24 protein-coding genes are annotated in these 25,652 nt (G+C 68.5%); 17 read left to right on the forward strand and 7 right to left on the reverse strand.

Going from position 1 to position 25,652, the window contains the following annotated elements; genetic code table 11:
- Positions 1 to 2: 2 nt before the first annotated feature.
- Positions 3 to 725, forward strand: a complete 723-nt coding sequence (locus AB0E69_RS21780) for an SDR family oxidoreductase (RefSeq protein WP_360148691.1) — start codon at positions 3 to 5, stop codon at positions 723 to 725.
- Between the two features lie 506 nt (positions 726 to 1,231).
- On the opposite strand, the gene AB0E69_RS21785 is transcribed toward AB0E69_RS21780, so the two are convergent.
- A complete protein-coding gene (locus AB0E69_RS21785; protein ID WP_360148694.1) occupies positions 1,232 to 2,005 on the reverse strand; it encodes a class I SAM-dependent methyltransferase in 774 nt (257 codons plus the stop codon).
- Positions 2,006 to 2,098: 93 nt separating this feature from the next.
- On the opposite strand from AB0E69_RS21785, the gene AB0E69_RS21790 reads away from it, so the two are divergent.
- From AB0E69_RS21790 to AB0E69_RS21815, 6 genes are all read left to right on the forward strand, one after another.
- Positions 2,099 to 3,046, forward strand: a complete 948-nt coding sequence (locus AB0E69_RS21790) for an ATP-binding cassette domain-containing protein (RefSeq protein ID WP_360148697.1) — start codon at positions 2,099 to 2,101, stop codon at positions 3,044 to 3,046.
- A gap of 1 nt (position 3,047) precedes the next feature.
- The gene (locus tag AB0E69_RS21795) at positions 3,048 to 3,833 is read left to right on the forward strand and encodes an ABC transporter permease (protein ID WP_360148700.1); all 786 of its coding nucleotides are present in this window, start codon (positions 3,048 to 3,050) and stop codon (positions 3,831 to 3,833) included.
- Positions 3,833 to 4,636, forward strand: a complete 804-nt coding sequence (locus AB0E69_RS21800) for an ABC transporter permease (protein ID WP_360148703.1) — start codon at positions 3,833 to 3,835, stop codon at positions 4,634 to 4,636. The genes AB0E69_RS21795 and AB0E69_RS21800 overlap by 1 nt, the downstream gene beginning before the upstream one ends.
- A 37-nt stretch (positions 4,637 to 4,673) precedes the next feature.
- A complete protein-coding gene (locus AB0E69_RS21805; protein WP_360148706.1) occupies positions 4,674 to 5,768 on the forward strand; it encodes a hypothetical protein in 1,095 nt (364 codons plus the stop codon).
- 45 nt (positions 5,769 to 5,813) lie between these two features.
- Positions 5,814 to 6,845 (forward strand): hypothetical protein, encoded by a 1,032-nt coding sequence (locus tag AB0E69_RS21810; RefSeq protein ID WP_360148709.1) that lies wholly within the window; start codon positions 5,814 to 5,816, stop codon positions 6,843 to 6,845.
- 79 nt (positions 6,846 to 6,924) lie between these two features.
- Positions 6,925 to 7,686 carry a hypothetical protein gene (locus AB0E69_RS21815; protein ID WP_360148712.1) on the forward strand — a complete coding sequence of 254 codons (762 nt, stop codon included), beginning with the start codon at positions 6,925 to 6,927 and terminating at the stop codon, positions 7,684 to 7,686.
- Here the strand turns inward: AB0E69_RS21815 and AB0E69_RS21820 are convergent.
- Genes AB0E69_RS21820 through AB0E69_RS21830 form a run of 3 tightly spaced genes read right to left on the reverse strand, consistent with a single transcriptional unit; the run spans position 7,667 to position 10,295 of the window.
- A complete protein-coding gene (locus tag AB0E69_RS21820) occupies positions 7,667 to 8,836 on the reverse strand; it encodes an aminoglycoside phosphotransferase family protein (RefSeq protein WP_360148715.1) in 1,170 nt (389 codons plus the stop codon). The genes AB0E69_RS21815 and AB0E69_RS21820 overlap by 20 nt on opposite strands.
- A 2-nt stretch (positions 8,837 to 8,838) precedes the next feature.
- Complete coding sequence (locus tag AB0E69_RS21825; RefSeq protein ID WP_360148717.1) at positions 8,839 to 9,858, reverse strand: alpha/beta hydrolase; 1,020 nt, start codon at positions 9,856 to 9,858, stop codon at positions 8,839 to 8,841.
- Positions 9,855 to 10,295, reverse strand: a complete 441-nt coding sequence (locus AB0E69_RS21830) for a MarR family transcriptional regulator (protein ID WP_360148720.1) — start codon at positions 10,293 to 10,295, stop codon at positions 9,855 to 9,857. The genes AB0E69_RS21825 and AB0E69_RS21830 overlap by 4 nt, the downstream gene beginning before the upstream one ends.
- An 88-nt stretch (positions 10,296 to 10,383) precedes the next feature.
- On the opposite strand from AB0E69_RS21830, the gene AB0E69_RS21835 reads away from it, so the two are divergent.
- Together AB0E69_RS21835 and AB0E69_RS21840 are read left to right on the forward strand one after the other, a co-directional pair.
- Positions 10,384 to 11,883 (forward strand): MFS transporter, encoded by a 1,500-nt coding sequence (locus tag AB0E69_RS21835; RefSeq protein ID WP_360148723.1) that lies wholly within the window; start codon positions 10,384 to 10,386, stop codon positions 11,881 to 11,883.
- 138 nt (positions 11,884 to 12,021) lie between these two features.
- On the forward strand, positions 12,022 to 13,134 hold the full coding sequence (locus tag AB0E69_RS21840) for a hypothetical protein (RefSeq protein ID WP_360148726.1): 1,113 nt from the start codon (positions 12,022 to 12,024) through the stop codon (positions 13,132 to 13,134).
- Here AB0E69_RS21840 and AB0E69_RS21845 read toward each other — a convergent pair.
- On the reverse strand, positions 13,116 to 14,360 hold the full coding sequence (locus AB0E69_RS21845; RefSeq protein ID WP_360148729.1) for an MFS transporter: 1,245 nt from the start codon (positions 14,358 to 14,360) through the stop codon (positions 13,116 to 13,118). The two genes, AB0E69_RS21840 and AB0E69_RS21845, sit on opposite strands and share 19 nt — an antisense overlap.
- Positions 14,361 to 14,506: 146 nt before the next feature.
- On the opposite strand from AB0E69_RS21845, the gene AB0E69_RS21850 reads away from it, so the two are divergent.
- Together AB0E69_RS21850 and AB0E69_RS21855 are read left to right on the forward strand one after the other, a co-directional pair.
- The gene (locus AB0E69_RS21850) at positions 14,507 to 15,484 is read left to right on the forward strand and encodes an ATP-binding cassette domain-containing protein (RefSeq protein ID WP_360148732.1); all 978 of its coding nucleotides are present in this window, start codon (positions 14,507 to 14,509) and stop codon (positions 15,482 to 15,484) included.
- Positions 15,481 to 16,317 carry an ABC transporter permease gene (locus AB0E69_RS21855; RefSeq protein ID WP_360148735.1) on the forward strand — a complete coding sequence of 279 codons (837 nt, stop codon included), beginning with the start codon at positions 15,481 to 15,483 and terminating at the stop codon, positions 16,315 to 16,317. Before AB0E69_RS21850 ends, AB0E69_RS21855 begins: the two co-directional genes overlap by 4 nt.
- A 77-nt stretch (positions 16,318 to 16,394) precedes the next feature.
- Here AB0E69_RS21855 and greA read toward each other — a convergent pair whose 3' ends face one another.
- Positions 16,395 to 16,907, reverse strand: a complete 513-nt coding sequence (greA, locus tag AB0E69_RS21860) for a transcription elongation factor GreA (protein WP_360148737.1) — start codon at positions 16,905 to 16,907, stop codon at positions 16,395 to 16,397.
- A 219-nt stretch (positions 16,908 to 17,126) separates the two neighbouring features.
- Positions 17,127 to 17,552 carry a DUF4307 domain-containing protein gene (locus AB0E69_RS21865; RefSeq protein WP_360148740.1) on the reverse strand — a complete coding sequence of 142 codons (426 nt, stop codon included), beginning with the start codon at positions 17,550 to 17,552 and terminating at the stop codon, positions 17,127 to 17,129.
- 58 nt (positions 17,553 to 17,610) lie between these two features.
- On the opposite strand from AB0E69_RS21865, the gene mca reads away from it, so the two are divergent.
- From mca to AB0E69_RS21895, 6 genes are all read left to right on the forward strand, one after another.
- Complete coding sequence (gene mca, locus AB0E69_RS21870; RefSeq protein WP_360148743.1) at positions 17,611 to 18,474, forward strand: mycothiol conjugate amidase Mca; 864 nt, start codon at positions 17,611 to 17,613, stop codon at positions 18,472 to 18,474.
- A 32-nt stretch (positions 18,475 to 18,506) separates the two neighbouring features.
- Entirely contained in the window at positions 18,507 to 18,812 is a 306-nt protein-coding gene (locus AB0E69_RS21875; protein ID WP_360148746.1) for a hypothetical protein, read from the forward strand.
- Positions 18,813 to 19,005: 193 nt separating this feature from the next.
- Positions 19,006 to 19,971 (forward strand): CopD family protein, encoded by a 966-nt coding sequence (locus tag AB0E69_RS21880; RefSeq protein WP_360148749.1) that lies wholly within the window; start codon positions 19,006 to 19,008, stop codon positions 19,969 to 19,971.
- Between the two features lie 9 nt (positions 19,972 to 19,980).
- Positions 19,981 to 21,933 carry a thioredoxin domain-containing protein gene (locus AB0E69_RS21885; RefSeq protein ID WP_360148752.1) on the forward strand — a complete coding sequence of 651 codons (1,953 nt, stop codon included), beginning with the start codon at positions 19,981 to 19,983 and terminating at the stop codon, positions 21,931 to 21,933.
- Between the two features lie 222 nt (positions 21,934 to 22,155).
- Entirely contained in the window at positions 22,156 to 24,228 is a 2,073-nt protein-coding gene (locus AB0E69_RS21890) for a M4 family metallopeptidase (RefSeq protein ID WP_360148755.1), read from the forward strand.
- An 8-nt stretch (positions 24,229 to 24,236) separates the two neighbouring features.
- Entirely contained in the window at positions 24,237 to 25,652 is a 1,416-nt protein-coding gene (locus AB0E69_RS21895; RefSeq protein ID WP_360148758.1) for a M28 family metallopeptidase, read from the forward strand.

Below are 25,652 nucleotides of genomic sequence, written 5' to 3' on the forward strand. Positions count from 1 at the left end.
GGATGACGCAGGTGGCTGTGGTGACCGGTGGCGGCTCTGGACTAGGGCGAGAGATGGCATTGGCCCTGTCCGCCGCCGGCTTCCAGGTGTGGGTGACCGGTCGGACCGAGGACACGCTGAAGGAGACCGCTGCGCTCGGAGGCCTGTCGTACGCCGTCCTGGATGTTGCTGACGGTACGGCGGTCCGCGAGTTCTTCGGCGGGCTGGAGCGGATCGACGTACTGGTGAACAACGCGGGGACCGGTGCGCCGGCTGCCGCGGTACCGGACGTCACCGAGGCGGACTGGCGACGGGTGGTGGACACCAACCTCACCGGGTCGTTCCTGTGTGCGCAGGCAGCCTTCGAGCTGATGCTGCGGCAGGAGCCGAAGGGCGGGCGGATCATCAACAACGGCTCGATCTCGGCGCACGTACCGCGGCCGCAGGGGATCGCCTACACCGCCAGCAAGCACGCCGTGACCGGTCTGACCAAGGGCCTCGAGCTGGAGGGCCGCGCCCACGGCATCACCGCCTGCCAGATCGACATCGGCAACGCCGCCACCCCGATGACCGCCCGGATGAGCCAGGGCGTCCTCCAGCCCGACGGCTCGATCGCCGTCGAACCCACCTTCGACCCCAAGGTAGTAGCAGCCTTCGTCGTCCAGATCGCCCAACTCCCCACCACAGTCGCCGTCCCCACCCTCACAATCATGGCCGCCACCATGCCCTACGCCGGCCGCGGCTAACCCCCGCGGTGCTACGCGCGGCTCCTTCGTCGCCGTGCTGCGCGCCGCTCCCGCCCACCCTCCGGCGAGTGCCGGCAACCTGCGAGCTGCCGCTCGCGTGCTGCCAGCTGGCGCTGGCGTGTTGCGGGCTGGCGCCCGCGGCTTGCTCGCTGCGCTCGCGGGCGACTACGGCGTGGTCGCGCCGTGCTGCTGGGGCTTCAGGTGCTCGTGGTGCGTGGTGTCGTTCTCACGCGGTGCTACGCGCGGCTCCGTCGTCGCCGTGCTGCGCGCCGCCGCACCCGCGCCGCCGCACCCGCGCCGTCACACCCGCCCCGGCCGCACCCGGCCCGCACATGGGCTGGCGACCCGCGGAGGGGGTTGCTGCTCCGCGTTGTCCGTTCGGCGCCGGGGTTCGCTCGCTGCGCTCGCGTAGTCGCGAGCTGGTGCTCGCGGGTGACTACGGCGTGGTCGCGGGTGCCGCTGGTGGCTGGAGGTGTACGTGGTGAGGGGCGTCTTCCCATGCGGTGCTAGGTGGGGCGGGTGGCTGTTAGGTGGTAGGTGGCTGGGAGTTGGGTGGATTGGGGGCCTAGGGCTGGGTAGGACTCTGGGTGGGGGAGTTCTTGGAGGGAGGTGAGGGTCAGGCCGGCGGTGAGGGTGGCTGTGACGATCGCGCCCAGGTTGTGGACGTAGCTGCGGTGGGGGAGGTCGGGGGTGCCGAGGTGTTGGGTGATCTGGGGGGCTTTCAGGGGGTCGGTGTAGCCGTCGCGTGGGGTTCCGAAGTAGTCGGTGGTGATCGACAGGGTGTTGTCGCCGCGGACGGTCAGTACCTCCCAGAGGGGATGGTGCTCGCTGATCAGTAGCGTGCCGCCGGGGTTGAGGCGGTCGGCGATCGAGTGTGTCCAGCTGGTGAGGTCGGGGACCCAGCACAGGCCGCCCCAGGAGATGTAGATGACGTCGAAGCCGGTGATGCTCGGGTCCAGCGTCATCATGTCCTGCTCGACGAAGTCCACGTCCACGCCGACGGCTGCTGCTTTCGACCGAGCGGTGGCCAGGTGTGACGGCGCGATGTCGACGGCGGTCACGGTGGCACCGCGCTGTGCGAACGTCACTGCCTCATCACCCACCGAGCAGGCCAGGTGCAGCACCCGCCGACCGCGTACATCCCCGAGGAGCGCAAGCTCAGGGTCCGTCAGCGCGCTCCCGCCCTCGAGAAAGAACCGCACCGGCTCACCAAGCCGATGCGGAGCCAGCCGCTCCCAGTACTCCCGGTTCTGCCGCACAACCTCACTCTGCTCAACCACAACACTCTCCATCTTCCTAGTACGCGGTCCGTCAGCTCAGGTATGCCCAAAACGACAAGAAAAGTGTCGGGTGGCCAATCTAGGGTCAGAGCTGTGAGTGAGCAGCGGGAGTCTCTGGTTCATGCGCGCGGGCTGCGGAAGTCGTACGGCGACTTCGAGGCGGTCCGTGGGATCGACCTGGACGTGTGGAAGGGCGAGGCCTTCGGGTTCCTCGGGCCCAACGGCGCGGGCAAGTCGTCGACCATGCGGATGATCGGCGCGGTCTCGCCGAGCAGCGGCGGGACGCTGCGGATCCTCGGCCAGGACCCGGCCACCGACGGACCGGCGATCCGGGCCCGGCTGGGCGTGTGCCCGCAGGACGACACCCTCGACACCGAGCTCACCGTCCGGGAGAACCTCACCATCTACGGACGGTACTTCGGTTTGAGCCGCGCCGAGTGCCGCCGCCGCGCCGACGAGCTGCTCGAGTTCGTGGCGCTGACCGAGAAGGCGACCGTGAAGGTCGACGAGCTGTCGGGTGGCATGAAGCGGCGGCTGACGATCGCCCGTTCGCTGGTCAGCAAGCCCGACCTGCTGCTCCTCGACGAGCCGACCACCGGCCTCGACCCGCAGGCGCGTCACCTGCTGTGGGACAAGCTGTTCCGGCTCAAACAGGCTGGTGTCACGCTGATCATCACCACGCACTACATGGACGAGGCCGAGCAGCTCTGCGACCGGCTCGTGGTGATGGACGGCGGACTGATCGCGGCCGAGGGCTCACCGGCCGAGCTGATCCGCGACTACTCGACCCGCGAGGTGACCGAGCTGCGCTTCGGCCCGGACGTGATGCTCTCCGACCACGACGCGCTCGCCGGCAAGGTCGAGGACCTCGCGCAGCGCATCGAAGTGCTGCCCGACCGCCTGCTCCTCTACACCGACGACGGGGAGCGCGCCGTTGCCCAGGTCCACGAGCGCGGCCTGCAGCCGGCCGCGGTCCTGGTCCGCCGCTCCACCCTCGAGGACGTGTTCCTGAGACTGACCGGCCGGACGTTGGTGGACTGACATGGCCGCAGTAGCCGTTGAGAACGGGCGGCGGATGTTCGACTACTGGCTGACCGTCTACAAGCGGACCTGGAAGGGGACGATGATCAGCAGCTTCGTGCTGCCGTTCCTCTACCTGGCCGCGATGGGGATCGGGCTCGGCTCGTTCGTGGACAGCAACGGAACCGGTGCGCTCGGCGGCATCAGCTACCTGCAGTTCATCGCTCCCGGCCTGCTCGCCTCGACCGCGCTGCAGATCGCGGTCGGCGAGGCGACGTACCCGGTGCTGAGCGGTTTGAAGTGGCAGAAGTTCTACTACTCGATGATCGCGACGCCGCTGCGGCCGGCCGACGTGGTGTACGGGCAGCTCGGGTTCATCGCTTTCCGGGTGTTCACCTCGTGCGCGGTGTTCCTGGTGGTGATCACGCTGTTCGGCGGGCTGCGGTCGCCGCTCGGGGTGCTCGGGCTGCCGGTCGCGCTGCTCGTCGGGATGGCGGTGGCCAGCCCGGTCGCGGCGTACGCGACGATCCTCGACAACGACTCTGGCTTCGCGATGATCTTCCGGTTCGGGGTGGTTCCGGCCTTCCTGTTCTCCGGTGCGTTCTTCCCGGTCTCGCAGCTGCCGGACTGGATCGAGTGGCTGGCGTACGTCAGCCCGCTGTGGCACGCCGTCGACCTGGCCCGCAACCTGAGTCTCGGCACGGTCAACCCGTGGCTGGCGCTCGTCAACGTCCTCTACCTGCTCGCCTGGTTCGTGATCGGCACCCGGCTCGCCGTCCGCGGCTTCACCAAGAGATTGATCGGCTGATGGCAACCATTGCAGCCCGGGTAGTCCCGGTTCCGGTCCGGCTCGGTGGGGGACGGCACATCGTCGAGCGGAACTTCCTGCTCTACCGGCGGTCCTGGGTGGTGTTCCTGTCCGGCTTCTTCGAGCCGGTGTTCTACCTGCTCTCGATCGGGATCGGCGTCGCCCACCTGGTCGGCGACTTCACGCTCGCCGACGGGACCAAGATCGCGTACGCCGCCTTCGTCGCGCCGGCCATGCTCGCCAGCTCCGCGATGAACGGCGCGATCTTCGACTCGACGTACAACATCTTCTTCCGGATGAAGTACGCCAAGCTGTACGACTCGATGCTCGCGACCCCGTTGCGGCCCTGGGACGTCGCCACCGGCGAGGTGACCTGGGCGCTGCTGCGCGGCGCGATCTACTCGGCGATGTTCATCGTCGTGATGCTGATCATGGGCCTGGTGTCGTCGTGGTGGGCGCTGCTCGCGCTGCCGGCCTCGGTGCTGATCGGGCTCGCGTTCGCGGGCGCGGGGATGGCGCTCACGACGTTCATGCGCAGCTGGCAGGACTTCGAGTTCGTGCAGCTCGCGATCATGCCGATGTTCTTGTTCTCGGCCACCTTCTACCCGGTCGAGACGTACCCGTCCGCGATCCGCTGGCTGGTCGAGATCACCCCGCTCTACCAGGGCGTCGTACTCGAACGCGCCTTCACCACCGGCAACGTCAGCTGGTTCCTCCTCGTCCACGCCGTTTACCTGGCCGCCATGGGCACCCTCGGCATGTACGTCGCCTCCCGGCGGCTGGGCAAACTCCTGCTGAAGTAACCGGAACGCGCAAGCGACCAAAGGCGTCGGACCCGGCATGACTGAAGCGTTCCAGGACCGCTACCGCGGACCGTCTGCAGCTCTGCCCGGTCAGCCTCGGCAGTGGATCGAGGATTCGCTGCGCGCACTGACGGAGGAGTTCGGCGACGAGCCGTTGCGCCGGCCGGCGGTCGTACCGGACGAGTTCGTCCCGAGCGGGTACGACGGCTCGGAGGACGCGGCGCGCGAGGTCTGTCTGAAGGTCTCCGAGCGGATGGGGATCTCGCCCGAGCGCATCCGCTTCAGCTTCCAGCTGGAGAAGGTCGCTGCGGCCGCGCGCATCTTCGCGGCCGTCCAGCTCGGCCAGTTCGTGGCCAAGCGCGGAGTGTTCGCGGACGTTGCCACGCCGGAGGACATCGAGGCGGTGATGGTCCATTCGCAGCTGCTCAAGGACCTGACCCCGGACAATGTGGTGCTCCTGACCGAGGGGGACTGGCTGGAGGACGGCCAGCTGTTGCCAGAGCTGCGCCAGCTGGCCTTCTACGACGTCACGGCCGAGCTCACGCACTGCCGTGGGATCGCCGCGGAGCCCGACCCCGAGCGCCGGGCAGAGCTCGCGCGGCAGAGCCGGCACCGGCTGGATCCGGCGGCCGATCCCCGCGACGACGACGCGCCGGCCGGCCGCTGGCTGGATCTCAGCGAACACAGCCCAGGCTTCGACCTGCTCCCCGGGTACACGGCCGTCCTGCTGAACTCTCGTGCCCTGGTAGATCCCACCGAACTGCTCGCCGTGCTGTCCCACGAGCTCGCGCACGAGGCGCTGCGGAAGTCACCGCTGGTGGACGGCGCCGAGCGCGAGCTGATCACGGACCTGTACGCGATCTTCCAGGGCTTCGGTATCGCCCACGTCAACGCCTCACTGGACGAAAGGGCCGTGGGTGATGACGAGTCGGACATCGTCGGTGCGGGGTACCTCGGTGAACACCTGGCCACCGATGCGCTGGCGTCCTGGCGGTTCCACCAGCACCTGCTGGTACGCGACGGCGGCCTCGTCCCGTCCTGGTACCAGGCGCTCGATCCGGTGCCGAGGGCAAGGTTTCTGACCCGTCTCGACGAGCTGCCCGGTGCGCCGCTGACCGTTCTCGGCTGGTGAGGTGGAACGGAACACCCGGGTCAGTGCGTCTTTGGGGGTATGAGCATGATCGGGGTATGGCGGCACCGGCGGCAGCTGCGCGATCGGCTGTACGGGCCGAAGGTCGAGCTGCCCGGTGGCCAGCAGCAGTGGATCGAGCAGTCGATGCAGTGGCTGACCGACAGGTTCGGGGTCGAGCCGTTGCGCCGCGCCGCGGTGCTGCCCAGTGATTTCGTCGCCGCGGACTACGACGGGACCGAGCGGGCGGCGCGCGAGCTCGCGCTGAAGGTCTGCGCGTGGATGGACGTGCCCGACGACCGGATCCGGTTCAGCTTCCGGATGGACGACGTCCGCGCGGCCGCCCGGAGCGCGGCGGTCTACCGGCTGAACGCGGAGGAGCACCCCGACGTCGTCGCGGTGTCCGGCCTCCGGGCGACGATGAGCGTGGCCCAGGTCGACGCCTTGATGCTCGCAGGGTTCGAGCCGGAGATCAGCGCGCTGGCCGAGCGCGAGCTGCAGGCCGAGCTGAGGCGCTGTAGGGCGATCGTCGAGGAGACCGACCTGGACCGCCGGGCCGAGCTGTGCTCGCGCGCCGAGGCCGTCTGGGCCGCGCCGGCCGCGTCCCGAGCCTGCTGGCTGGACCTGCGTCCGAGCCACGGCGAAGGCACCGCGATCATGCTTTCGGCCGGCCTGCTCGCCGACCCGTCCGCGGTGGTCGCCGCCACGGCTCACGAGCTTGGCCACGAGGTCCTCTGGGGTTACCACCTGATCGACCGGCAGCGCGCCGACGCCGAGGCGATGGCCGACCTGTACGCGATCTTCCACGGGTTCGGCGTGTTCCTCGCCAACCAGGCGGTCGATCGCGTGCCCGGGCGGCGCACGACGTACCAGACGCTCGGGTACCTCGGTGAGCGTGGCGCCGCCGACGCGCTCGCGTCGTACTGCTTCCACCGGCACGGGCTGTGGCCGGCGGCGATGCTGCCGGCGCTGCCCAGGGAGCTCGACCGGTCGGTCCGGATCCGCGCCTTCGGCCGGCTCGCGACGATGGTCAAGGACGCGGAGGTCGCCGAGATCCAGGCCGGCGTGCCACTCAGCTGAGGTCACCAGTTGTCAAGTTCCGATGACGCAGCGGAACCGCGAGGTTTTGCCGCGTCGCCGGACAGGCATGATCCGGCGGGTGAGGAATCCGATCGGGATGTTGCGGCGCAGCCAGCAGGTGCGGACCCAGCTGAAGGCGCCGCGGGAGCGATTGCCCGGCGGCAGCCGGCGCTGGATCCGGTCGTCGATGGACTGGATGGTCACCGAGTTCGGGCGCGACGTCCTGCTCCGGCCGATCGCCCTGCCCGCCGACCTCGTCCCGACGGGGTACGACGGGAGCATGGAAGCCGCGCTGGACCTGTGCAGGCGCGTCGACCAGCGGATGGACCTACCGGACGGACAGTGCGGGCTCAGCTTTGAGCTGGTCGGCGACGGCATCCGGCGACCGGCGTACCGCGGCTCGACCTCGGTGGTGAAGGAGCAGTCGGGCCGGTGGCTGCGTGGCACCGACCGCAACCACATCCAGCTCGCACCGGCGCTGGCTGCCGACCCGGTCGCGCTGGTCGCGATCTATGCCCACGAGGTCGGCCATGAGCTGCTGCTCGGCAGCGGCCGGATCTCACTGGCCCGTCGGCCCGACCACGAGCCACTGACCGACCTGCTGACGGTCTTCTACGGCCTGGGCATCTTCACGGCCAACGCAGCGTACGAACGACGCCCGCGCCCCAACGGTCGCGGCAAACAGCCACTGGCTCGTGGCTACCTCCGCGAGGCCGCGCTGTCCGAGGCGCTGGCGTACTACGCCATGTTGAGAGGCGAGCGCCACCCAGCCTGGGACCGCCACCTGGACCCACCGGTACGGCGAGGCATGCGCAACCAGCTCACCGTGCTGCACCGCTGAGGACCTGCTGCAGCCACCAAACGGCCCCGCGGAACATGGAGTCCCGGCTCGGACCGGTGAGGTGCTCGGGAAGGTTCAGCGAGGTCATGAGCTGGTGCAGCGCACCCAGCTGCTCGGCCAGCTCGAGCGCGCGGCGCAGGTCCTTCGGTGCCGCGTACTCCTCCCACTCGCGTAGGTAGGCGTCCAGCACGCGCGGGTCGCTTGACGTGGGCGATCGCTCCTCGACAAACGTGACCAGGTCGAGGAACGGGTGCGACACCGCCGAATCCGTCCAGTCGAAGGCCATCACCTGATTCCCCTGAACTGCAATGTTTCGTGGGTGCAGATCACCGTGGATCAAGGTGTCGGGCAGGCCTATCGACCTCAGGTTGGCCATTGCCTCGCGCAACTGGTCCGCCCGCCGGGGCAGCTTGGCGCGCTCTGCGGGATCGAGTCGCTCGGTCGCTTCGTTCGGCCCGAACAGGCGGTCCAGTTCGCCCTCCAGGACCGCGAGCCGACGGTCCACGCAACTGAACTCGAGCAGGCGATCGACCTGACCCGCATAACTGCGCTGCAACCGGGCGTGCCGGCGTACCGCGTCGATCCACACCTCTAGGTCGGTTTCGTGGGCCAGCGGCGTACCCAGGTCGGGTAGCAGCATCCAGACACGCTTCTCGTCGATCGCCAGCGGTGCGGGGACCTCTCCTGGTCGTTCGGTCGACACCCTGTCCAGGAAGAGCGGCTCATGGGCGAAGAGCAGCGGCGGTACGCCGGGTGCCGACTCGATCGTGCTGGAGTGCGCGAGTGCCTTGAAGTAGACGGTGCCTTGCGTGGTGGACAGCCGCAGTACGTTCGACAGGCCCCAGGAACGGACCTGTGACCACGGACCGGTCCGCGTGACGTGCTCGTCGATCCACGGCAGCGCTCCGTCGTACCAGGTCGGCTTGGTCCACGCCCGCTCAGAGCTGGTCGGTTCACCGCCGGTCAGCAGCATCAGGTAGGTCAGTGGCTCCTCGCTGAGACAGTCGAGCACCACAGCCTCGACGCCGTGCTGCTCTTGCAACGCCCGCAGCACCTGCTCAACGTCCGGGAACCACAAGCCGTCGGCTACCTCGACCGAGAGCGTCAGAACCGACTGGGTGGGTCTCATCACCAGAGCAGTAGCGTGCATGCTCAGACACTAAGCGGACGCACGTACTCCACCAGAGTGATTAAAAACTTGCCCGGCTCCTCCCATGGCGCCAGGTGTGCTGAGTGCTCGAACCAGATCGCTTGTTTGTAAGGCGCCTGGACCTCGTCGATCCAGTCAGCGGTCGGCTGCGCGGGGGTCGTGTAGTCGTGCCGGCCCAGCAGCTGCACCATCGGGATGGGGAACTCCTTCACCCCTGTGTAGTCGGTCGCCAGCATCTCGCCGAGCACCCGGCCGAGCGTGAACTGGTTGCCCTCACCAAGCGTCTCCAGCTCGTCGAGGGTGTAGTCGGGCGACAGCATCGGCGCCCCGAAGAAGTAGAGCGAGTCGTCGCGGTACGCCGACAGCCCACCGCGGTACTGCGCCCACTTGCGGGCGATGATGATCCGGTCCCGGGTCAGTGGCACGTCACCCGGGTACGGCGCGATCGACGCGAGCTCCTCGAGCGCCTCGGTGTGGTTGTGCTCGCGCGCCTGCTGGAGCGCGTACTCGAAGCACAGCGACTCGTTCGCAAGCCCGTTGGTGATCTGGCCGATCCCGACGTACGCGTGAAAGAGATCCGGGCGGGCCAGCGCGGCGTTCGTCGCGATCATGGTTCCCCAGCTGTGGCCCATCAGGATCAGCTTCTCGACGCCGTACCGCGCCCGGATCTGTTCGGCGAGGTCGATCGCGTCAGCGACGTACTGCTCGAGCCTGATGGTGTCGGCGATGCTCTCCGGGTCGACCGTCCGCAGCGTGCGGCCGGCACCGCGCTGGTCGTAGGTGACGACGGTGAAGTACTCCTCGACCGGCCGCTGGAACTGCCACGCCATCGGCTGGTGCGGCATCGCCGGACCACCGTGGACGAACAGGATGATGGGGTTGGAGCGGTCGGCACCGCGCGCGTAGACCCAGTGGTCCACGTCGCCGGCGCGTAGCTGGTAGGTCTCCTGGACGCCGTTGGGCGCCACAATCCGCTGTAGGTCGGCGATGATCTCGCGGGCCTCGTCGTACGCCTCGGTCATTCCCCAGAGGGTAGGGGCTCACAGGTCTTGATCAAGGGGGCGTGCAGACGCTCGGCCAGAACCCGGCGCTGGGTGGGCAGCGCTTCCGTCTGGCGCTCCAGGCCTTCGTCCGTCAGCCGGACGTTGACGGCGCGGCGGTCTTCCGGGCACATGTGCCGCTCGACCAGCCCGGCGACCTCAAGCCGGCCGATCACCCGGGAGAGCGCGCTCTGGCTCAGGTGCACGGACTTGGCGATCGTCGCCACCTTGGCGGAGTGCTCCGGCAGCTCGGCGAGCCGCTCGAGCACCTCGTACTCACTCATGCCGAGTGCGTGCCCAGCCTGCAGCGCCCGGTCGAGGGCGCAGGTGAGGTCCGCGTGGCGAGCCAGCAGCTCGCGCCATTCGCGTACATCGGCGTTGGTCTCACCAGTGCCAACGCTGACCTTCAGAGCGGTCATGATGGTGACCATAGCATGCACGCGCAATCTATGCAAATGCATTTAATGCCTAGACATTAGATGCGTGTGCATGGAATAGTCTCTCCTCGTGACACAGACAACGCACACCACAGCACCGCGCATGACCTGGGACGAGCGCCTCTGGGGCGCCCTCCTGGTGGTCTGCGGCGTGATCTTCCTCGACGGCCTGGACGTCTCCATGGTCGGCATGTCACTGCCGTCCATCGGCGCCGACCTGGGCGTCTCCCTTGCCTCTCTCCAGTGGGTCGTGACCGGCTACGTGCTCGGGTACGGCGGCTTCCTGCTGCTCGGCGGCCGGACCGCCGACCTGCTCGGCCGGCGCCGGGTCTTCCTGATCGCACTGGCCGTCTTCGCCGCCGTCTCGATGCTGAGCTCGCTGGCGACCAACCCGGAGCTGCTGATCGCGGCCCGGTTCGTGAAGGGTGTCGCCGCCGCGTTCACCGCGCCGGCCGCGCTCTCGATCATCACCACCACCTTCCACGAGGGCCCGGACCGGAACCGGGCGCTCTCGATCTTCACCACCTGCGCGGCCAGCGGCTTCTCGATGGGCCTGATCCTCGGCGGCGCGCTGACCGAGGTCGGCTGGCGCTGGACCTTCCTGATGCCCGGCCCGGTCGCGCTGATCGTGCTGCTGTTCGGCCTCAAGCTGATCCCGAACAGCCCGCGCGACAAGGCCGCCGGCGGGTACGACGTCCCCGGGGCGGTCACCGTCACCGGCGGCATGCTGTCGCTGGTCTACGCGGTCGTCGGCGCCGAGCACGCGGGCTGGGTGTCGGTGCAGACCTTCGGGATGTTCGCGCTGGCGATCGTCCTGCTGGCCGGCTTCGTCGCCATCGAGCTGCGCTCCAAGCACCCGCTGGTCCGGCTCGGCATCCTGCGCAACGCGTCGCTGCGGCGGGCGAACCTGGCCATCCTGACCGTCTTCGGTTCGTACGTCGCCTTCCAGCTGATCGGCACGCTGTACCTGCAGACCCTGCTCGGCTGGTCGTCGTTCCAGACCGCGCTGGCGTTCCTGCCGGCCGGCCTGCTGGTCGCCACGCTGTCGCCGAACGTCGGCAAGATCGTGGACCGGGTCGGCACCGAGACGATGATCATCGTCGCGATGGCGCTGTTCGTCACCGGGTACGCGCTGTCGCTGCGGATCACGACCGAGTCGGCGTACTTCTCGAACGTGTTCCCGACGATCATGCTGCTCGGTCTCGGGTTCGCGATCGGATTCCCGGCGCTCAACATCCAGGCCGTCTCCGGGGTCCCGGACCACGAACAGGGGCTGGCCTCCGGGCTGTTCAACACCTCCAACCAGGTCGGCGGGGCGGTCGTGCTCGCGATCGTGACCGCGGTGATCAGCAGCCAGTCGGTCGGCGCGACCACGCCGGGGCAGGTGCTGTCGGCGTACAAGCCGGGGCTGGGTGTGGTAACCGGGATCGCGGCGCTGGGTCTGCTGGTCGCCCTCACCGGTCTGCGCGGGCGGAAGGCCCGCCTGGCCGCGGAGGAGCGGGAGGCGGCCGAGCTGGCCGCAGTACAGGACGAACTGGGCAACGAGCCGGAGATGACTCCGGCCGCCTGAGCTGTATGACAAAACCAGCTCCGAGTGAGCTGTGCGGTGATAGATGTGGTGGTGCGGACACTCTTCGGGGGTCCGCACCACCTCTTTTGGGGGGTTACCCCGATTGGTTTCGGCCCGGTTGGGTGCTGGACTGGGGGCATGAGCAACCAGAGCTACGACCAGCGGGTCAAGGACATCCTGGACCGGGTCGCCAAGGGCCACCTCTCCCCCGAGGAGGCCACCACCTTGATCGCCGCCATCGACAAGCCGACCGAGTCCGCGGCATCCCCCGAGACCGCCACCCCGGCGGCCGACGCTCCGGTTGCCGACTCGTCCGCGGCCGGCGAATCCCCGTCCGCTGCCGGGTCCGAGGGGCCCGATGCCCCGGACGAGCCGTCCCCGTCGGTCTGGGCCGACGCAGTGGACTCGCCCGACGCCCCGCCGACTCCGCCGACGCCTCCGGCCGAGACTGAGCCTGCGCCGCCGCCGCGGCACGCAGCCGAGCCGTCGTCGGTGCAGGACACGGTGGTGGATGACGCCCCAGCAGACGTCGCCGAGCCGGCGGATCCTGTGGACCCGGTGGATCCGGTTGACCCGGTTGACCCGGTTGATGTCGAGGAGGAGCACAGCAACGTGCCGATTCCGTCCGGGGTGCAGCGGGTCACCGTGCGCGCGATCGGTCGCCGGGTGCGGCTGATCGGCGAACCGGCCGTGAACGGCGTCGCGGTCGACGGCCCGCACGTGATCAAGCGCGACGGCGACACCCTCGCCATCAGCAGCGAGGGTGACATGGGCGTCTCCATCGACGGCTTCAGCATGCTGCGCAACCCGACCGACCTGAAGGCACACGTCAACGGCCTGGCCAAGGAGCTGTCCATCCGCGTCAACCCGCAGCTCGCCGTCGAGGTCGAGGTCACCGGCGGCAGCGTCAACGCCGAACGCCTGCCCGGCCTGAACCGAGTCCGCGTGACCGCGGGTACGGCGAAGGTCGCCGACGTCGACGGCCCGATCGACGTCCTGGTCCAGGCCGGCTCCGCCACCCTCGACGCCCAGATCACCAAGGGCCGCTCGAGAGTCCGCGTCGAGTCCGGTACGGCGAGCGTCGCCCTCCGCCGCGGCTCCGACGTCCACGTCCACACCGAGGCCCAACTAGGCCGAGTCACCTGGACCGGCGCCGTCTCCGGCCAGTCCAAAGACGTAGAAATCGGCCGCGGCCGCGCCGCCCTGGACGTAGAGGTCCTGGTCGGCACCGCTCAGATCACCTCGGACTGATCGACGTCTCCGGCCGGGATCGTCCGCAACCTGCGGAGTGGGGAGAAGTAGAGGAAGGCGGTTCCGGCCAGGGTGCCCAGGCCTGCTAGCCAGAGGGTGGTGTGCAGGCCGAAGGCTGTGGCGAGGATGCCTCCCAGCAGGCTGCCCAGGGGAGCGGCGCCCCAGCCGACGAAGCTCATGGTGGCCGACATGCGGCCCTGGAGGGCTGGTGGGCACAGTTGCTGCTGCGTGCTGACCTGCAGGATGTAGCTGACGATGATGCAGAAGCCGGCGAGCAACGTGCCGACGACGAACCAGGACACCTGCCAGCCGGGCGCCGTCATCGCCTGAATGGTGAACGCGACGCCGATGCCGGTCGCGGACAGCAGCAGCGTGCGCGCATCGCCGTACCGCCGGCTGAGCTTCTCGGTGACGGCGGAGGCGACGATCGCGCCGCCGAGGCCGATCATGCTGAGGATGCCGATGGTCGCCGGCTGCAGGTGTACGCCGCGGACGAGGTAGACGACCATGATCGCGCCCGCCGCCGCTTGGAACAGCATGGTCGTCATCGTGTTGAGGGCGAGCGCCCGCAGCAGCGGATGCCGGAAGACGTACCGCAGACCCTCGGCGATCTCGCGGCGCAGATTGGGCCGCTCGGGCTGGACCGGCCGGGCTTCGGGAGCCTTGATCGAGCGCAGCCAGAGCGCGGACCAGAGGAAGCTCAGCGCATCCAGGCCGATCGTGAGGGCCGCGCCGACCCACTGGACCAGGACACCGCTGGCGCCGGCGCCGATGACTGCGGCGATCGAGTGGTTGGCGGCGAGTTTGGCGTTGCCCGGGAGGAGTCGGTCGCGCTCGAGCAGCCGGGGGAGGTACGAGTTGTGCGCAACGTCGAAGAGGACCGTGAGTACGCCGACCGGGACGAGTACGGCGTACACCTGCGTCAGCGTGAGTACGTCGAACCACCACGCGACCGGGATCGACGCGAGCAGCACTGCCCGCAGCAGATCCGCGACAACGAGGACCGGTCGGCAGCGGATCCGGTCCGCCCAGGCGCCGGCGAACAGGCCGAGCACGAGCCAGGCGGCCGTCTCGCACGTCCGCAGCAGCGAGACCTGCAGCGTTGACGCGTTCAGAACCAGCACGGCGAGCAGCGGGATCGCGCCCATGCTCAGGCGCGAGCCGAGCTGGCTGAGCAGGTCGGCGGCCCAGAGCCGGCGGAAGTTGGGGTGGCGAAGGATGCTCATTCCGCGACGGTAAATGCTGAGTTGAGCCCTGTCGACTCAACTGTCAACAAAGTTGAGTCGAAGAGACTCAATATAAGTCGAGGATGAAGTTGTCCCTCGGTTAGGGCAGGATGGTGGCCTGCGTCACAACCAGGGAGGGAAGGCGAATGGCTGCAATCGAGGCGACCGGCCTCGTGAAGACGTTCAAGGGCAGAAAATCCACCGTCCGGGCGCTCGACGGCATCGACCTCGACGTACCCGAAGGCAGCGTGCTCGGCCTGCTCGGGCCGAACGGTGCCGGCAAGACCACGACCGTCCGCGTGCTCACCACGCTGATGAAGCCGGACGAGGGCACTGCCCGCGTGCTCGGCCACGACGTGGTCAAGGAGGCGGACACCGTGCGGTCGCTGGTCGGGCTGTCGGGGCAGTATGCCGCGGTCGACGAGCTGCTCACCGGCCGGGAGAACCTGTGGATGTTCGGCCGGCTCTACCGGCTGAGCAGTCAGCAGGCGAAGGAACGGGCCGAGGAGTTGCTGGCCACGTTCGACCTGACGGACGCGGCGGACCGGATCCTGAAGACGTACTCCGGCGGCATGCGCCGGCGGCTCGACCTGGCCGGCTCGCTGATCGCGCACCCGAAGGTGCTGTTCCTGGACGAGCCGACCACCGGGCTGGACCCGCGGTCGCGGCTCGACCTCTGGCAGATCATCCGCGACCGCGTCCGCGAGGGCGTGACGATCCTGCTGACCACGCAGTACCTCGAGGAGGCCGACGAGCTGGCCGACAGCATCGCGGTCGTCGACCACGGCTCGGTCATCGCCCGCGGTACGGCGGACGAGCTCAAGGCGAAGGTCGGCGGTGAGCGGATCGAGGTCGTGGTGCACGAGAAGGCCGACGCGCAGCGGGCGCTCGAGCTGCTGAGCCGGGCGCTCGACGTGGCGGATCCGGAGGGCGCGACGTTGGAGGAGCACACCCGCCGGATCACGGTGCCGGCGCCGGGTGGTTCGAGCGCGCTGGTCGAGGTGATCCGGACGCTCGACGCCGCCGAGATCCGGATCGCCGACATCGCCTTGCGGCGGCCGACGCTGGACGACGTGTTCCTCACCCTGACCGGGCACGAGGCGGAAGAGAAGGAGTCAGTGTGAGCACCGACGTACCGACCAGGGTGAACCCGCTGAGTCGCGCGGTCACCGACGCCGGGGTGCTGGCGTGGCGGAGCCTGAAGCGGATCCCGCGGACGCCGGACATGCTGATCTACGCGACCATCCAGCCGATCATGTTCGTGCTGCTGTTCGCGTACGTGTTCGGGAACGCGATCCCGATCCCGGGGTTCCCGGGGCCGAAGGCGTACCGGGAGTTCCTGATGTCCGGGATCTTCGCGCAGACGATGGCGTTCGCGGTCGCGTCGGCGAGCGTCGGGCTGGCCGACGACATGTCCAAGGGGTTGATCGACCGCTTCAGGTCGTTGCCGATGGCAAGGTCCGGGGTGATCGCCGGCCGGGTCGTGGGTGACCTGGTCTTCAACGCGTTCGTGATGCTGATCATGGTGCTCTGCGGCTTCGTCGTCGGCTGGCGCTGGCACCACGGCCTCGCGCAGGCGCTGGCAGCCTTCGCGATCCTGCTGCTGTTCGCCTTTGCCATGCTCTGGGTAGGCGCCGTCATCGGTCTGTCGGTGGGCGGCCCCGAAGTCGCGTCGTCAGCAGGCCTGATCTGGCTCTTCCCGCTGACCTTCCTCTCCAACGCGTTCGTCCCCACCCCGGCGCTCCCACGCGCTCTGCAACCGGTCGCCGAGTGGAACCCAATCTCCTCGATCGTCGCGGCCTGCCGTCACCTCTTCGGCAACCCGTCGCCGTTCGCCAGCCCCGACGGCTTCCCCGCCCAGCACCCGGTCTGGCTCTCCCTGATCTGGTGCATCGCCATCATCGTCATCTTCGCCCCCTGGGCCATCCGCAAGTACCGAAGCGCCACCGGCCACTGACTCGGCTCAGAGCGCTGGCACAGCACGAAAAGCAAGCGCCCCGGTGGTTGTCCACCGGGGCGCTGGAGCTTGGTGGGTCAGCCGGTGAAGGGTTCCGCGGCGACGATCTGGACCGTGACGGGCTTCCCGTTGGGGGCCTCGTAGGTGGCCTTGTCGCCCTTCTTCTTGCCGAGGATCGCGGAGCCGAGGGGGGACTGCGGCGAGTAGACGTCGATGTCGACCGACGCGTCCAGCGCGAGCAGTTCGCGGGAGCCGAGCAGGAAGGTCTCGACGTCGTCGTCACCGGCGAACTTGATCGACACCTTCATCCCGGGCTCGATCTTCCCGCCGGCCTTCGGGGTCTCGCCGACCCGCGCCCGCCGGAGCATGTCCTCCAGCTGCCGGATCCGGGCCTCCATCTTGCCCTGCTCGTCCTTGGCGGCGTGGTAGCCGCCGTTCTCCTTGAGGTCGCCCTCGTCCCTCGCGTCGCTGATCCGCTGCGTGATCTCCGCCCGGGCCGGCCCCTTGAGGTGCTCGAGCTCGGACTTCAGCTGGTCGTAACCGTCCTGCGTCAGCCAGACAACGCTGTCCTCATCGATCTTCTGCGTCACGGGCTGCTCCTTGTGTCGGTCGGATGGGCAGGAAAATACTGCTGGCCGCCGTCGTCGACGGCGACCAATCCATCGAGCGTAGCAAGATCCGCCCGATAACCCCACTGTTCTGCGGCCCCGCAAACACGGGGAAACCGTTTGCCCGGTGCTTTTTCCCGCATTGGGACACCCAAGAGGGCAACCGGTTGCCAATCCACCTGAGCGGTCAGCAGAAACGGGTCAGCGCGGCCGGTGCGCGTCCTTCGTCGTACACCCGACCAGGACGACGGATGTCGCCGAGCGTTGCGTTGTCACCGACACCGGAAGCGTCTGGTGGCGCGGCGAATCCGCGGCCACCGTCACGGTGAGTTCACCCACGATCGAGAAGTCCGCCGCCTTCGCCTGCACCCGGCAGGTCGCCTCGACCGGCTTCGACCGGTCCACCTGGATCGTCGCCGTCGCCTTCACCGGCGAGACGACCTGGAACCCCTGCAGCCGCGACGTCACCGGCGGGTTCGACTGCACCCAGGCGGCCCACCCCAGCCACGCCAGCCCGGCCAGCACGACCACCGACGCGACGCCGATGATCAACGGCCGCCGCGACCGCCGCCCCCGCCCGTACCGGGCGTCGAGGTCGGTCGGAGTGGCGGAAGTTGACTCGGTCACAAGGTCGTCCAGGGGGTCGGTCGTGGGTTTTGCGGCGGCTTGGAGGACCATTGTGCCTGTGAGTGGAGAGCTTCGGTTGTTGCATGTGCACGCCCACCCCGACGACGAGTCCAGCAAGGGGGCCGCATCGACGGCCCGGTACGTGGCCGAGGGCGTCGAGGTGATGGTCGCGACGTGCACCGGTGGGGAACGCGGATCGATCCTGAATCCGAAGATGGACCGCCCCGAGGTGCTGGCGAACATCACCGAGATCCGGCGGAAGGAGATGGACTCCGCCCGCGAGATCCTCGGCATCCGCCAGGAGTGGCTCGGCTGGGTGGACTCCGGTTTCCCCGAGGGCGACCCGCCGCCGCCGTTGCCGGAGGGCTGCTTCGCGGCGCAGAAGGTGGAGGACGCCGCCGCCCCGCTGGTGAAGCTGATCCGCGAGTTCCGCCCGCAGGTCGTCACGACGTACGACGAGAACGGCGGCTACCCGCACCCGGATCACGTGATGTGCCACCAGATCACCGTCGCCGCGTTCGAGGCAGCCGGCAACAAGGACGCGTACCCGGAGCTCGGCGAGCCGTGGCAGCCGCTCAAGCTCTACTACCACCACACCTTTCACTACGAGCGGATGAAGGCGCTGCACGACGCGATGGTCAGGCGCGGCCTCGAGTCGCCGTACGCCGAACGCCTCAAGGACTGGAAGCCGGACCCGGAGAATGAGCGCCGGATCACCACCCGGGTCGAGTGCGCGGAGTACTTCGCCACCCGGGACAAGGCGCTGCTCGCGCACGCGACGCAGATCGACCCGGACGGTGCGTGGTTCGCCGTACCGCTCGAGGTGCACCAGGCGGCCTGGCCGACCGAGGACTACGAGCTGGCGCGGAGTCTGGTCGAGCCGGAGTTGCCTGAGAATGACCTGTTCGCGGGGCTGCGCTAACCGGGCGGCGAAGACAGTGAGAGACTGGTGGCGTGACAGCGACGACCTCCCTTCTGACGGCCGAGATCGACCCGAACTCGGTGCGCCCCGGCTGGGTCGCGCTGCTGATCGTGCTCGCTCTCGGTGCCGCCACGGTGCTGCTCTGGCGCAACATGGGCAAGCAGTTGAAGCGCATCGACATCAAGGACGACGTTGCGGACGACCCAGCACCGTCTGGCGACCCAGCGACACCGGACAGCTCGTCCTCCCCGACCGGCGCTGCAGCGCCGACGGACCAGGCAGCGACCCCGACGACACCGACTGAGACGACTGAGCCGAAACAGCACTCTCAGCACTGATCCGGTACCACCTGGGTCACCGTTTCCTGGTAGCTCGATCACGAGATGGTGTCGGACTGGGCTGCCCACCTCCGGCTGACCCTATAGTGAGCCGCGTGCTGAATGGTGATCTCGCCCGGTCCGCTCGGTGAGCGCGACCCGCGCTACCCACGCCGCCCGGCATCGCATGCCCGGGCGTCTGGTGGCGGGTGGTGTGGGTGCTGTCCTGGTCGCGTCGATCGCGCTGGTGGTCGGCCTGTTCGCGGCTGGCAGCGAACCGCAGGACTTCGGTATCGGCGGCGCGAGCCTGTTCACCGCCTGGCTCCTCCCGCTGCTCCGGCTGATCTCCACGCTGGCGACCGTCGGTTGCGCGGGCGCCCTGCTCGCGGCGGTCGTCCTGCTGCGGGTCGAAGGCGGCCCGCTAGGGACGCAGGGTCGCCGTGCGGTCCGGGACGCCAGCAACTCGGCGATCATCTGGGCGGTCTGCGCGTTCCTCGGTGCGATCGTCACGGCGTCGCTCCTCCTGGACACACCGCTTCGGCTGCTCCGGTTGCGCCTCGACGACGCGCTCGGCGTACCCGAAGTGAAGTCGCTGCTGATCACCGGGATCCTGGTGGTCGCGCTGGCGATCGGCATCCGCCGGGTGCAGACGTCGTCGGCGGCAGGTCTCGGCGTACTGGTCGCGATCGCAGCACTGATCCCCACCGCGGTGACGGCGTACCCGCGCAACGAGTCGTACGTCGTCCTGGCCGGCGCCGCACTCGTTATCCATGTCATCGCGGCCACGACGTGGATCGGTGGACTCGCGGGTCTGGTCCGCTACGGACGGGCCAGCCGAGCTGGCCTGCCCATCGTGCTGGATCGATACAGGCAGGTCGCCGCCATCTCCTCGATCGCCGTCCTGCTCAGCGGCCTCCTCAGCGCGGCTGGCCGACTGGCTGCCAAGGGCGGCGGCTGGGGCTCGATCCCGCACGCCCTCACCTCGGACGCGTACGGCGTCCTGCTCCTCGTCAAGCTCGGCGCCTTCCTGCTGCTGATCCTCCTCGCCTACCTCCACCGCAGCCGGGCCCAGACCGCCTTGAGCCCCGAAGCGCTCCCGTTCTGGCGCGTAGTAGGTACAGAACTCCTGATCATGGCCCTGGCCCTGGGCCTGTCCGTGGCGCTCTCGCAGACCGCCTAACGTTGGGGCATGCCCAACGAGCTTGGACGTAGCACCAGCCCTTACCTCCGGCAGCACGCGGGGAATCCCGTGGAGTGGCGGGAGTGGGGAGATGGGGCGTTCGAGGAGGCGCGGGAGCGGCAGGTGCCGGTGTTCCTGTCGGTGGGGTACTCCGCGTGTCACTGGTGCCATGTGATGGCGCACGAGTCGTTCGAGGATCGGGAGACGGCGGCGTACCTGAGCGAGCATTTCGTGAGCGTGAAGGTGGACCGGGAGGAGCGGCCGGACGTCGACGCGATCTACATGGCGGCGACGGTGGCGATGACCGGCCATGGGGGCTGGCCGATGTCGGTGTTCCTGACGCCGGCGGGGGAGCCGTTCTTCTGCGGGACGTACTTCCCGAAGGACGCGCGCGGCGGGATGGCGTCGTTCCGGCAGGTGCTGGAGGCGATCACCGACGCGTGGGAGACGCGGCGGGAGCAGCTCGACGGGATCGGCAAGCGGGTGGTCGAGCAGCTCGGCGCGACCCAGCCGGCGGTTGGTGGTTCCTTCGACCTGGATCGAGCCGTGCAGTTGCTGACGGCCGAGTTCGACTTGCGGGCCGGCGGGTTCGGGGGTGCGCCGAAATTCCCGCCGTCGATGGTTCTCGACTTCCTGCTCCGGCACCATCGCCGGACCGGGTCCGCGGACGCGCTGCGGATGGTTGCCGTGACCTGCGAGCGGATGGCGCGCGGCGGCATGTACGACCAGCTCGCGGGCGGGTTCGCGCGGTACTCCGTCGACGCCGAGTGGATCGTGCCGCACTTCGAGAAGATGCTCTACGACAACGCGCTCCTGCTCGACGTCTACACGCAGTGGTGGACCGTCGACGAGAACCCGCTGGCCCGGCGGATCGCGCTCGAGACGGCGGACTTCCTGCTGGCCGAGCTGCGGACCCCGGAAGGTGGGTTCGCCTCCGCTCTCGACGCGGACACGGAAGGGGAGGAGGGCAAGTACTACGTCTGGACGCCGGACCAGCTCCGTGAAGCGATCCCGGACGACGCCGACTGGGTGATCGACCTCTGCGACGTCACCGGCACCTTCGAGCACGGCTCGTCGGTGCTTCAGCTCCGGACGGATCCTGACGACGAGGTTCGTTGGTCCCGGGTCCGCGCAGAGCTCCTGCAAGCGCGCAGCCTTCGGACTTACCCGGGGCGGGACGACAAAGTAGTTGCCGCGTGGAACGGTCTCGCGATCACCGCCCTCACCCGCGCCGGGATCGTGCTCGAGCGACCGCAGTACGTCGAAGCGGCTGTTCAGGCGGCCAGATTGGTCCGGGATGTGCATCTCGATGGGGACCGGTTGTACCGGACTTCGCGGGACGGTGTGCGGGGGAGTGCGCATGGTGTACTCGAGGACTATGCGGCGTTCGCCCAGGCCTGTTTGACATTGCTGGGCGCGACCGGTGACGTGGAGTGGTTCACCACGGCGGAACGCCTGCTGGGCAGGGTTCTGGAGCAGTTTGTTGCTGAGGGCTCCTATTTTGACACCGCCGCGGACGGGGAGCAGCTCGTGTGGCGGCCGCAGGATGCCACGGACAATGCAACGCCGGCCGGCGTGAGTCTCGCGGCGGAGGCGTTTACGACGCTGGCGAGTTTGACCGGATCGGACCGCTACGAGGTCGCCGCGCAAGAAGCCTTGCAGGCTTCGGCCCAGATCGCCGACCGCGCGCCTCGCTTCGCCGGGCGTGCGCTCGCGGTGGCCGAGACGATCGCCACCGGACCGCTCGAGATCGCGATCGTCGGCGACCAGCCCGAGCTCAGGCAGATCGCGTTCACCGACGCACCCTGGGGTACGGCGATCGTTGCCGGCGCACCCGGTCTCGCCGTACCGCTGATGGACGGGCGGGAGCAGCCGGCGGCGTACGTGTGTCAGAAATTCACCTGCAAACTGCCGATCACGTTGCCGGAACACCTTCGGCGCGAGTTGCGCCCCGTGGACTGATCCGCGCCCCGGTGCGGGTTTTCCCTGCCGTTTCGCCCACATCCCTTGACTCTCGGCAACCGGACGGCAACAGTCTGTCCTCAGCCGGATGTTACAGAACTCGCATGTACCGCCACGCAGTGTCACAACTGAGGCATTGGCACTGTTGCGTCACGCATCCGGCGCGTCCCCAATATTCGGTCGCTGCGCCCAAACAGCGACCACACGTGAGGAGATGTTGTCTTGAAACGACTGACATCAGCAGGGGCGGTGGCCTTCGTCGCGGCAGCGGGTCTTGCCACGGCGGCGTTCACCGGCTCGACAGCGGGTGCCGCGAACCGGACCGTCCCGCTCCCGGCGTCCGGCTTCAACCAGCCCGCCGCAGTTCAGGCCGAACAAGCGCTGACCGCGCGGACGGCCGCAGCCCTCGGTCTCGCCGGCGGCGAGCAGCTCAAGGTCCGCGACGTGGTCAAGGATGCGGACGGAACGGAGTACGTCCGCTACGACCGCACCTACAACGGCCTGAAGGTGGTCGGCGGTGACCTGATCGTGAAGCGCACCGGCGAGAAGATCGCCCAGGTCACCTACAACCGTGGCGCCAAGGCTGTCGGCGTCGACACCAAGCCGTCCCTGTCCCAGGCGGCTGCGCTCAGCAAGGGCGCCAAAGCGGCCAAATTCAAGGCAACCGGCAACAAGGGCCAGCTGGTCGTCTTCGTGACGCCGGCCAAGCCCGTGCTCGCCTACGAGGTCGTCACGACCGGTGTGAAGCCCGACCAGACCCCGTCGGTGCTGCACTCGTTCATCGACGCCAAGTCCGGCGCCGTCCTCGCCCAGGACGACGAGATCAAGACCGGCACCGGCAACTCGATGTACTCCGGCACCGTCAGCATCGGCACCTCCGGCAGCTACACGATGACCGACCCGAGTCGTGGTGGGAACTACACCACCGACCTCAACGGCTCGACCTCCGGCAACGGCACGACGTTCACCGACCCCGACGACACCTGGGGCAACGGCGCCACGTCGAACCGCCAGACCGCCGGTGTTGACGCGCACTACGGCGCCCAGCTGACCTGGGACTACTACAAGAACGTCCACGGCCGCAACGGCATCTTCAACAACGGCCAGGGCGCGCGGTCGCGGACGCACTACGGCAACGCGTACGTGAACGCGTTCTGGGACGGCACGCAGATGACGTACGGCGACGGCGCGAGCAACGCCCGTCCGCTGACCGCCATCGACGTGGCCGGCCACGAGATGAGCCACGGTGTCACCGAGGCGACCGCCAACCTGGACTACTCGGGTGACGCGGGCGGCCTGAACGAGGCCACGTCGGACATCTTCGGCACCATGGTCGAGTTCTACGCGAACAACGCGAGCGACCCGGGTGACTACCTGATCGGCGAGAAGATCAACATCAACGGCAACGGCACGCCGCTGCGCTACATGGACAAGCCGTCGAAGGACGGGCGCAGCCAGGACTGCTGGTCGACCAGCACCGGCGGTCTGGACCCGCACTACTCGTCCGGCCCGCTGAACCACTGGTTCTACCTGGCCTCCGAGGGCACCGGCAGCAAGGTCATCGGCGGTGTCACGCACAGCAGCACCGCCTGCAACGGCGCCACCATCACCGGCATCGGTCACGACGCGGCCGCCAAGGTCTGGTACCGCACGCTGAGCACCAAGCTCAGCTCGGGCAGCACCTACAAGGACGCCCGTGAGGGTGCGATCACGTCCGCCAAGGAGCTGTACGGCGCAGACTCCACGGAGTGCAAGGGCGTCGAGGCCGCGTTCAACGGCATCTCGGTCCCGGCCGGCGCGGCGTCGTGCGGCGGCAGCACCGAGCCGCCGGCGGGCGACAACCTGCTGCAGAACCCGGGCTTCGAGTCCGGTACGGCGAGCTGGACCGGCACGGCCGGCGTGGTGAACAACAACACCACGCGCCCGGCCCGCACCGGTAGCTGGAAGGCCGCCCTGCAGGGCAAGGGCCGCGCCGTGACCGAGAACGTCGGCCAGTCGGTCGCGATCCCGGCCTCGGCGACGTCCGCGTCGCTGTCGTTCTGGCTCCGCGTCGACTCCGCGGAGACCACGTCCTCGACCGTGTACGACACAGTGAAGGTCCAGATCGTCGACGGCTCCACCACGAGCACGCTGGCGACCTACTCGAACCTGAACAAGACCTCGTCGTACGTGCAGAAGACGCTGAACGTGACGCAGTACAAGGGCAAGACCGTCACGGTGAGGTTCGTCGGCCAGGAGGACTCCTCGCTGCAGACGACCTTCGTCGTCGACGACACCTCCCTCGTCGCGAGCTGAGAACTCCGATGCACAGGGTTCTGTACTCCGGACTCGGTGCCGCACTGGTGGCTGCCACGTTGCTTGCTCCAGGCAACGTGGCGGTCGCCGCGGACGCTCCGGACATCTCGGTGACCAACACCAAGGCGCACCTGGACCAGTTGCAGACGATTGCCACGAACAACGGTGGCAATCGCTACACGGGCCGGCCCGGCTACCGCGCCTCGGCCGACTACGTGAAGGCCAAGCTGGACGCGGCCGGCTACACCACGACCTTGCAGTCGTTCAGCACCTCCGCGGGTACGTCGTACAACGTGATCGCGGAGTGGCCGCACGGCGACGCGAACCACGTGGTGATGACCGGTTCGCACCTGGACAGCGTGAGCGCCGGTCCAGGGATCAACGACAACGGCTCAGGTAGCGCCGGCGTACTCGAAACCGCCCTCGCTTACGCTGCCAGTGGCCAAACCCCCAGGAACCGGTTACGTTTCGGCTTCTGGGGTTCCGAGGAGCTCGGGCTGCTCGGGTCGAAGTACTACGTGAACAACCTGCCCGCGGCCGAGCGGGACAAGATCGAGCTGTACCTGAACTTCGACATGATCGCGTCGCCGAACCCGGGGTACTTCGTGTACGACGACAACCCGGCCGGCAACGGGGCTCGCGACGACCTGGTGTCGTACTTCACCGGCAAGAACGTGCCGACCGAGTTCATCGACGTCCAGGGCAGGTCCGACCACGCGGCCTTCCGCTCGTTGGGGATCCCAACGGCCGGGACGTTCTCCGGCGCGGAGGAGATCAAGACCTCGGCGCAGGTGGCGAAGTGGGGTGGTACGGCGAACCAGGCGTTCGACGCGTGCTACCACCGGTCCTGCGACACGATCAGCAACCTCGACCTGACCTCGCTGGACCGTCAGATCGATGCCATCGGCTACATGATCTGGACCTACGCTCAGAAGGACTACGGCAGCGGTCCACCGCCGACCGGTGACAACCTGCTGCAGAACCCGGGCTTCGAGTCCGGTACGGCGAACTGGACCGGGACGACCGGCGTGATCACCAGCAGCACGTCCCGGCCGGCCCACACCGGCAGCTACAAGGCGTGGCTGCAGGGGAACGGCCGGAGTAGCGCGGAGAACGTCGGCCAGTCGGTGGCGATCCCGGCCACGGCGACGACCGCCGCGCTGTCGTTGTGGATCCGGATCGACACTGCGGAGACCACGACCTCCACGGTGTACGACACGGTCAAGGTGCAGGTGGTCGACGGCAGCACGACGACCACGCTGGCGACGTACTCGAACCTGAACAAGAGCACGTCGTACGTGCAGAAGACGCTGGATGCCTCGCCGTACAAGGGGAAGACGGTCACGGTGAAGTTCGTCGGGCAGGAGGACTCGTCGCTGCAGACGAGCTTCGTGATCGACGACGTGGCCCTGACGGTGAGCTAG

It is taken from the genome of Kribbella sp. NPDC026611, from assembly GCF_040638345.1.
Lineage (GTDB): Bacteria > Actinomycetota > Actinomycetes > Propionibacteriales > Kribbellaceae > Kribbella.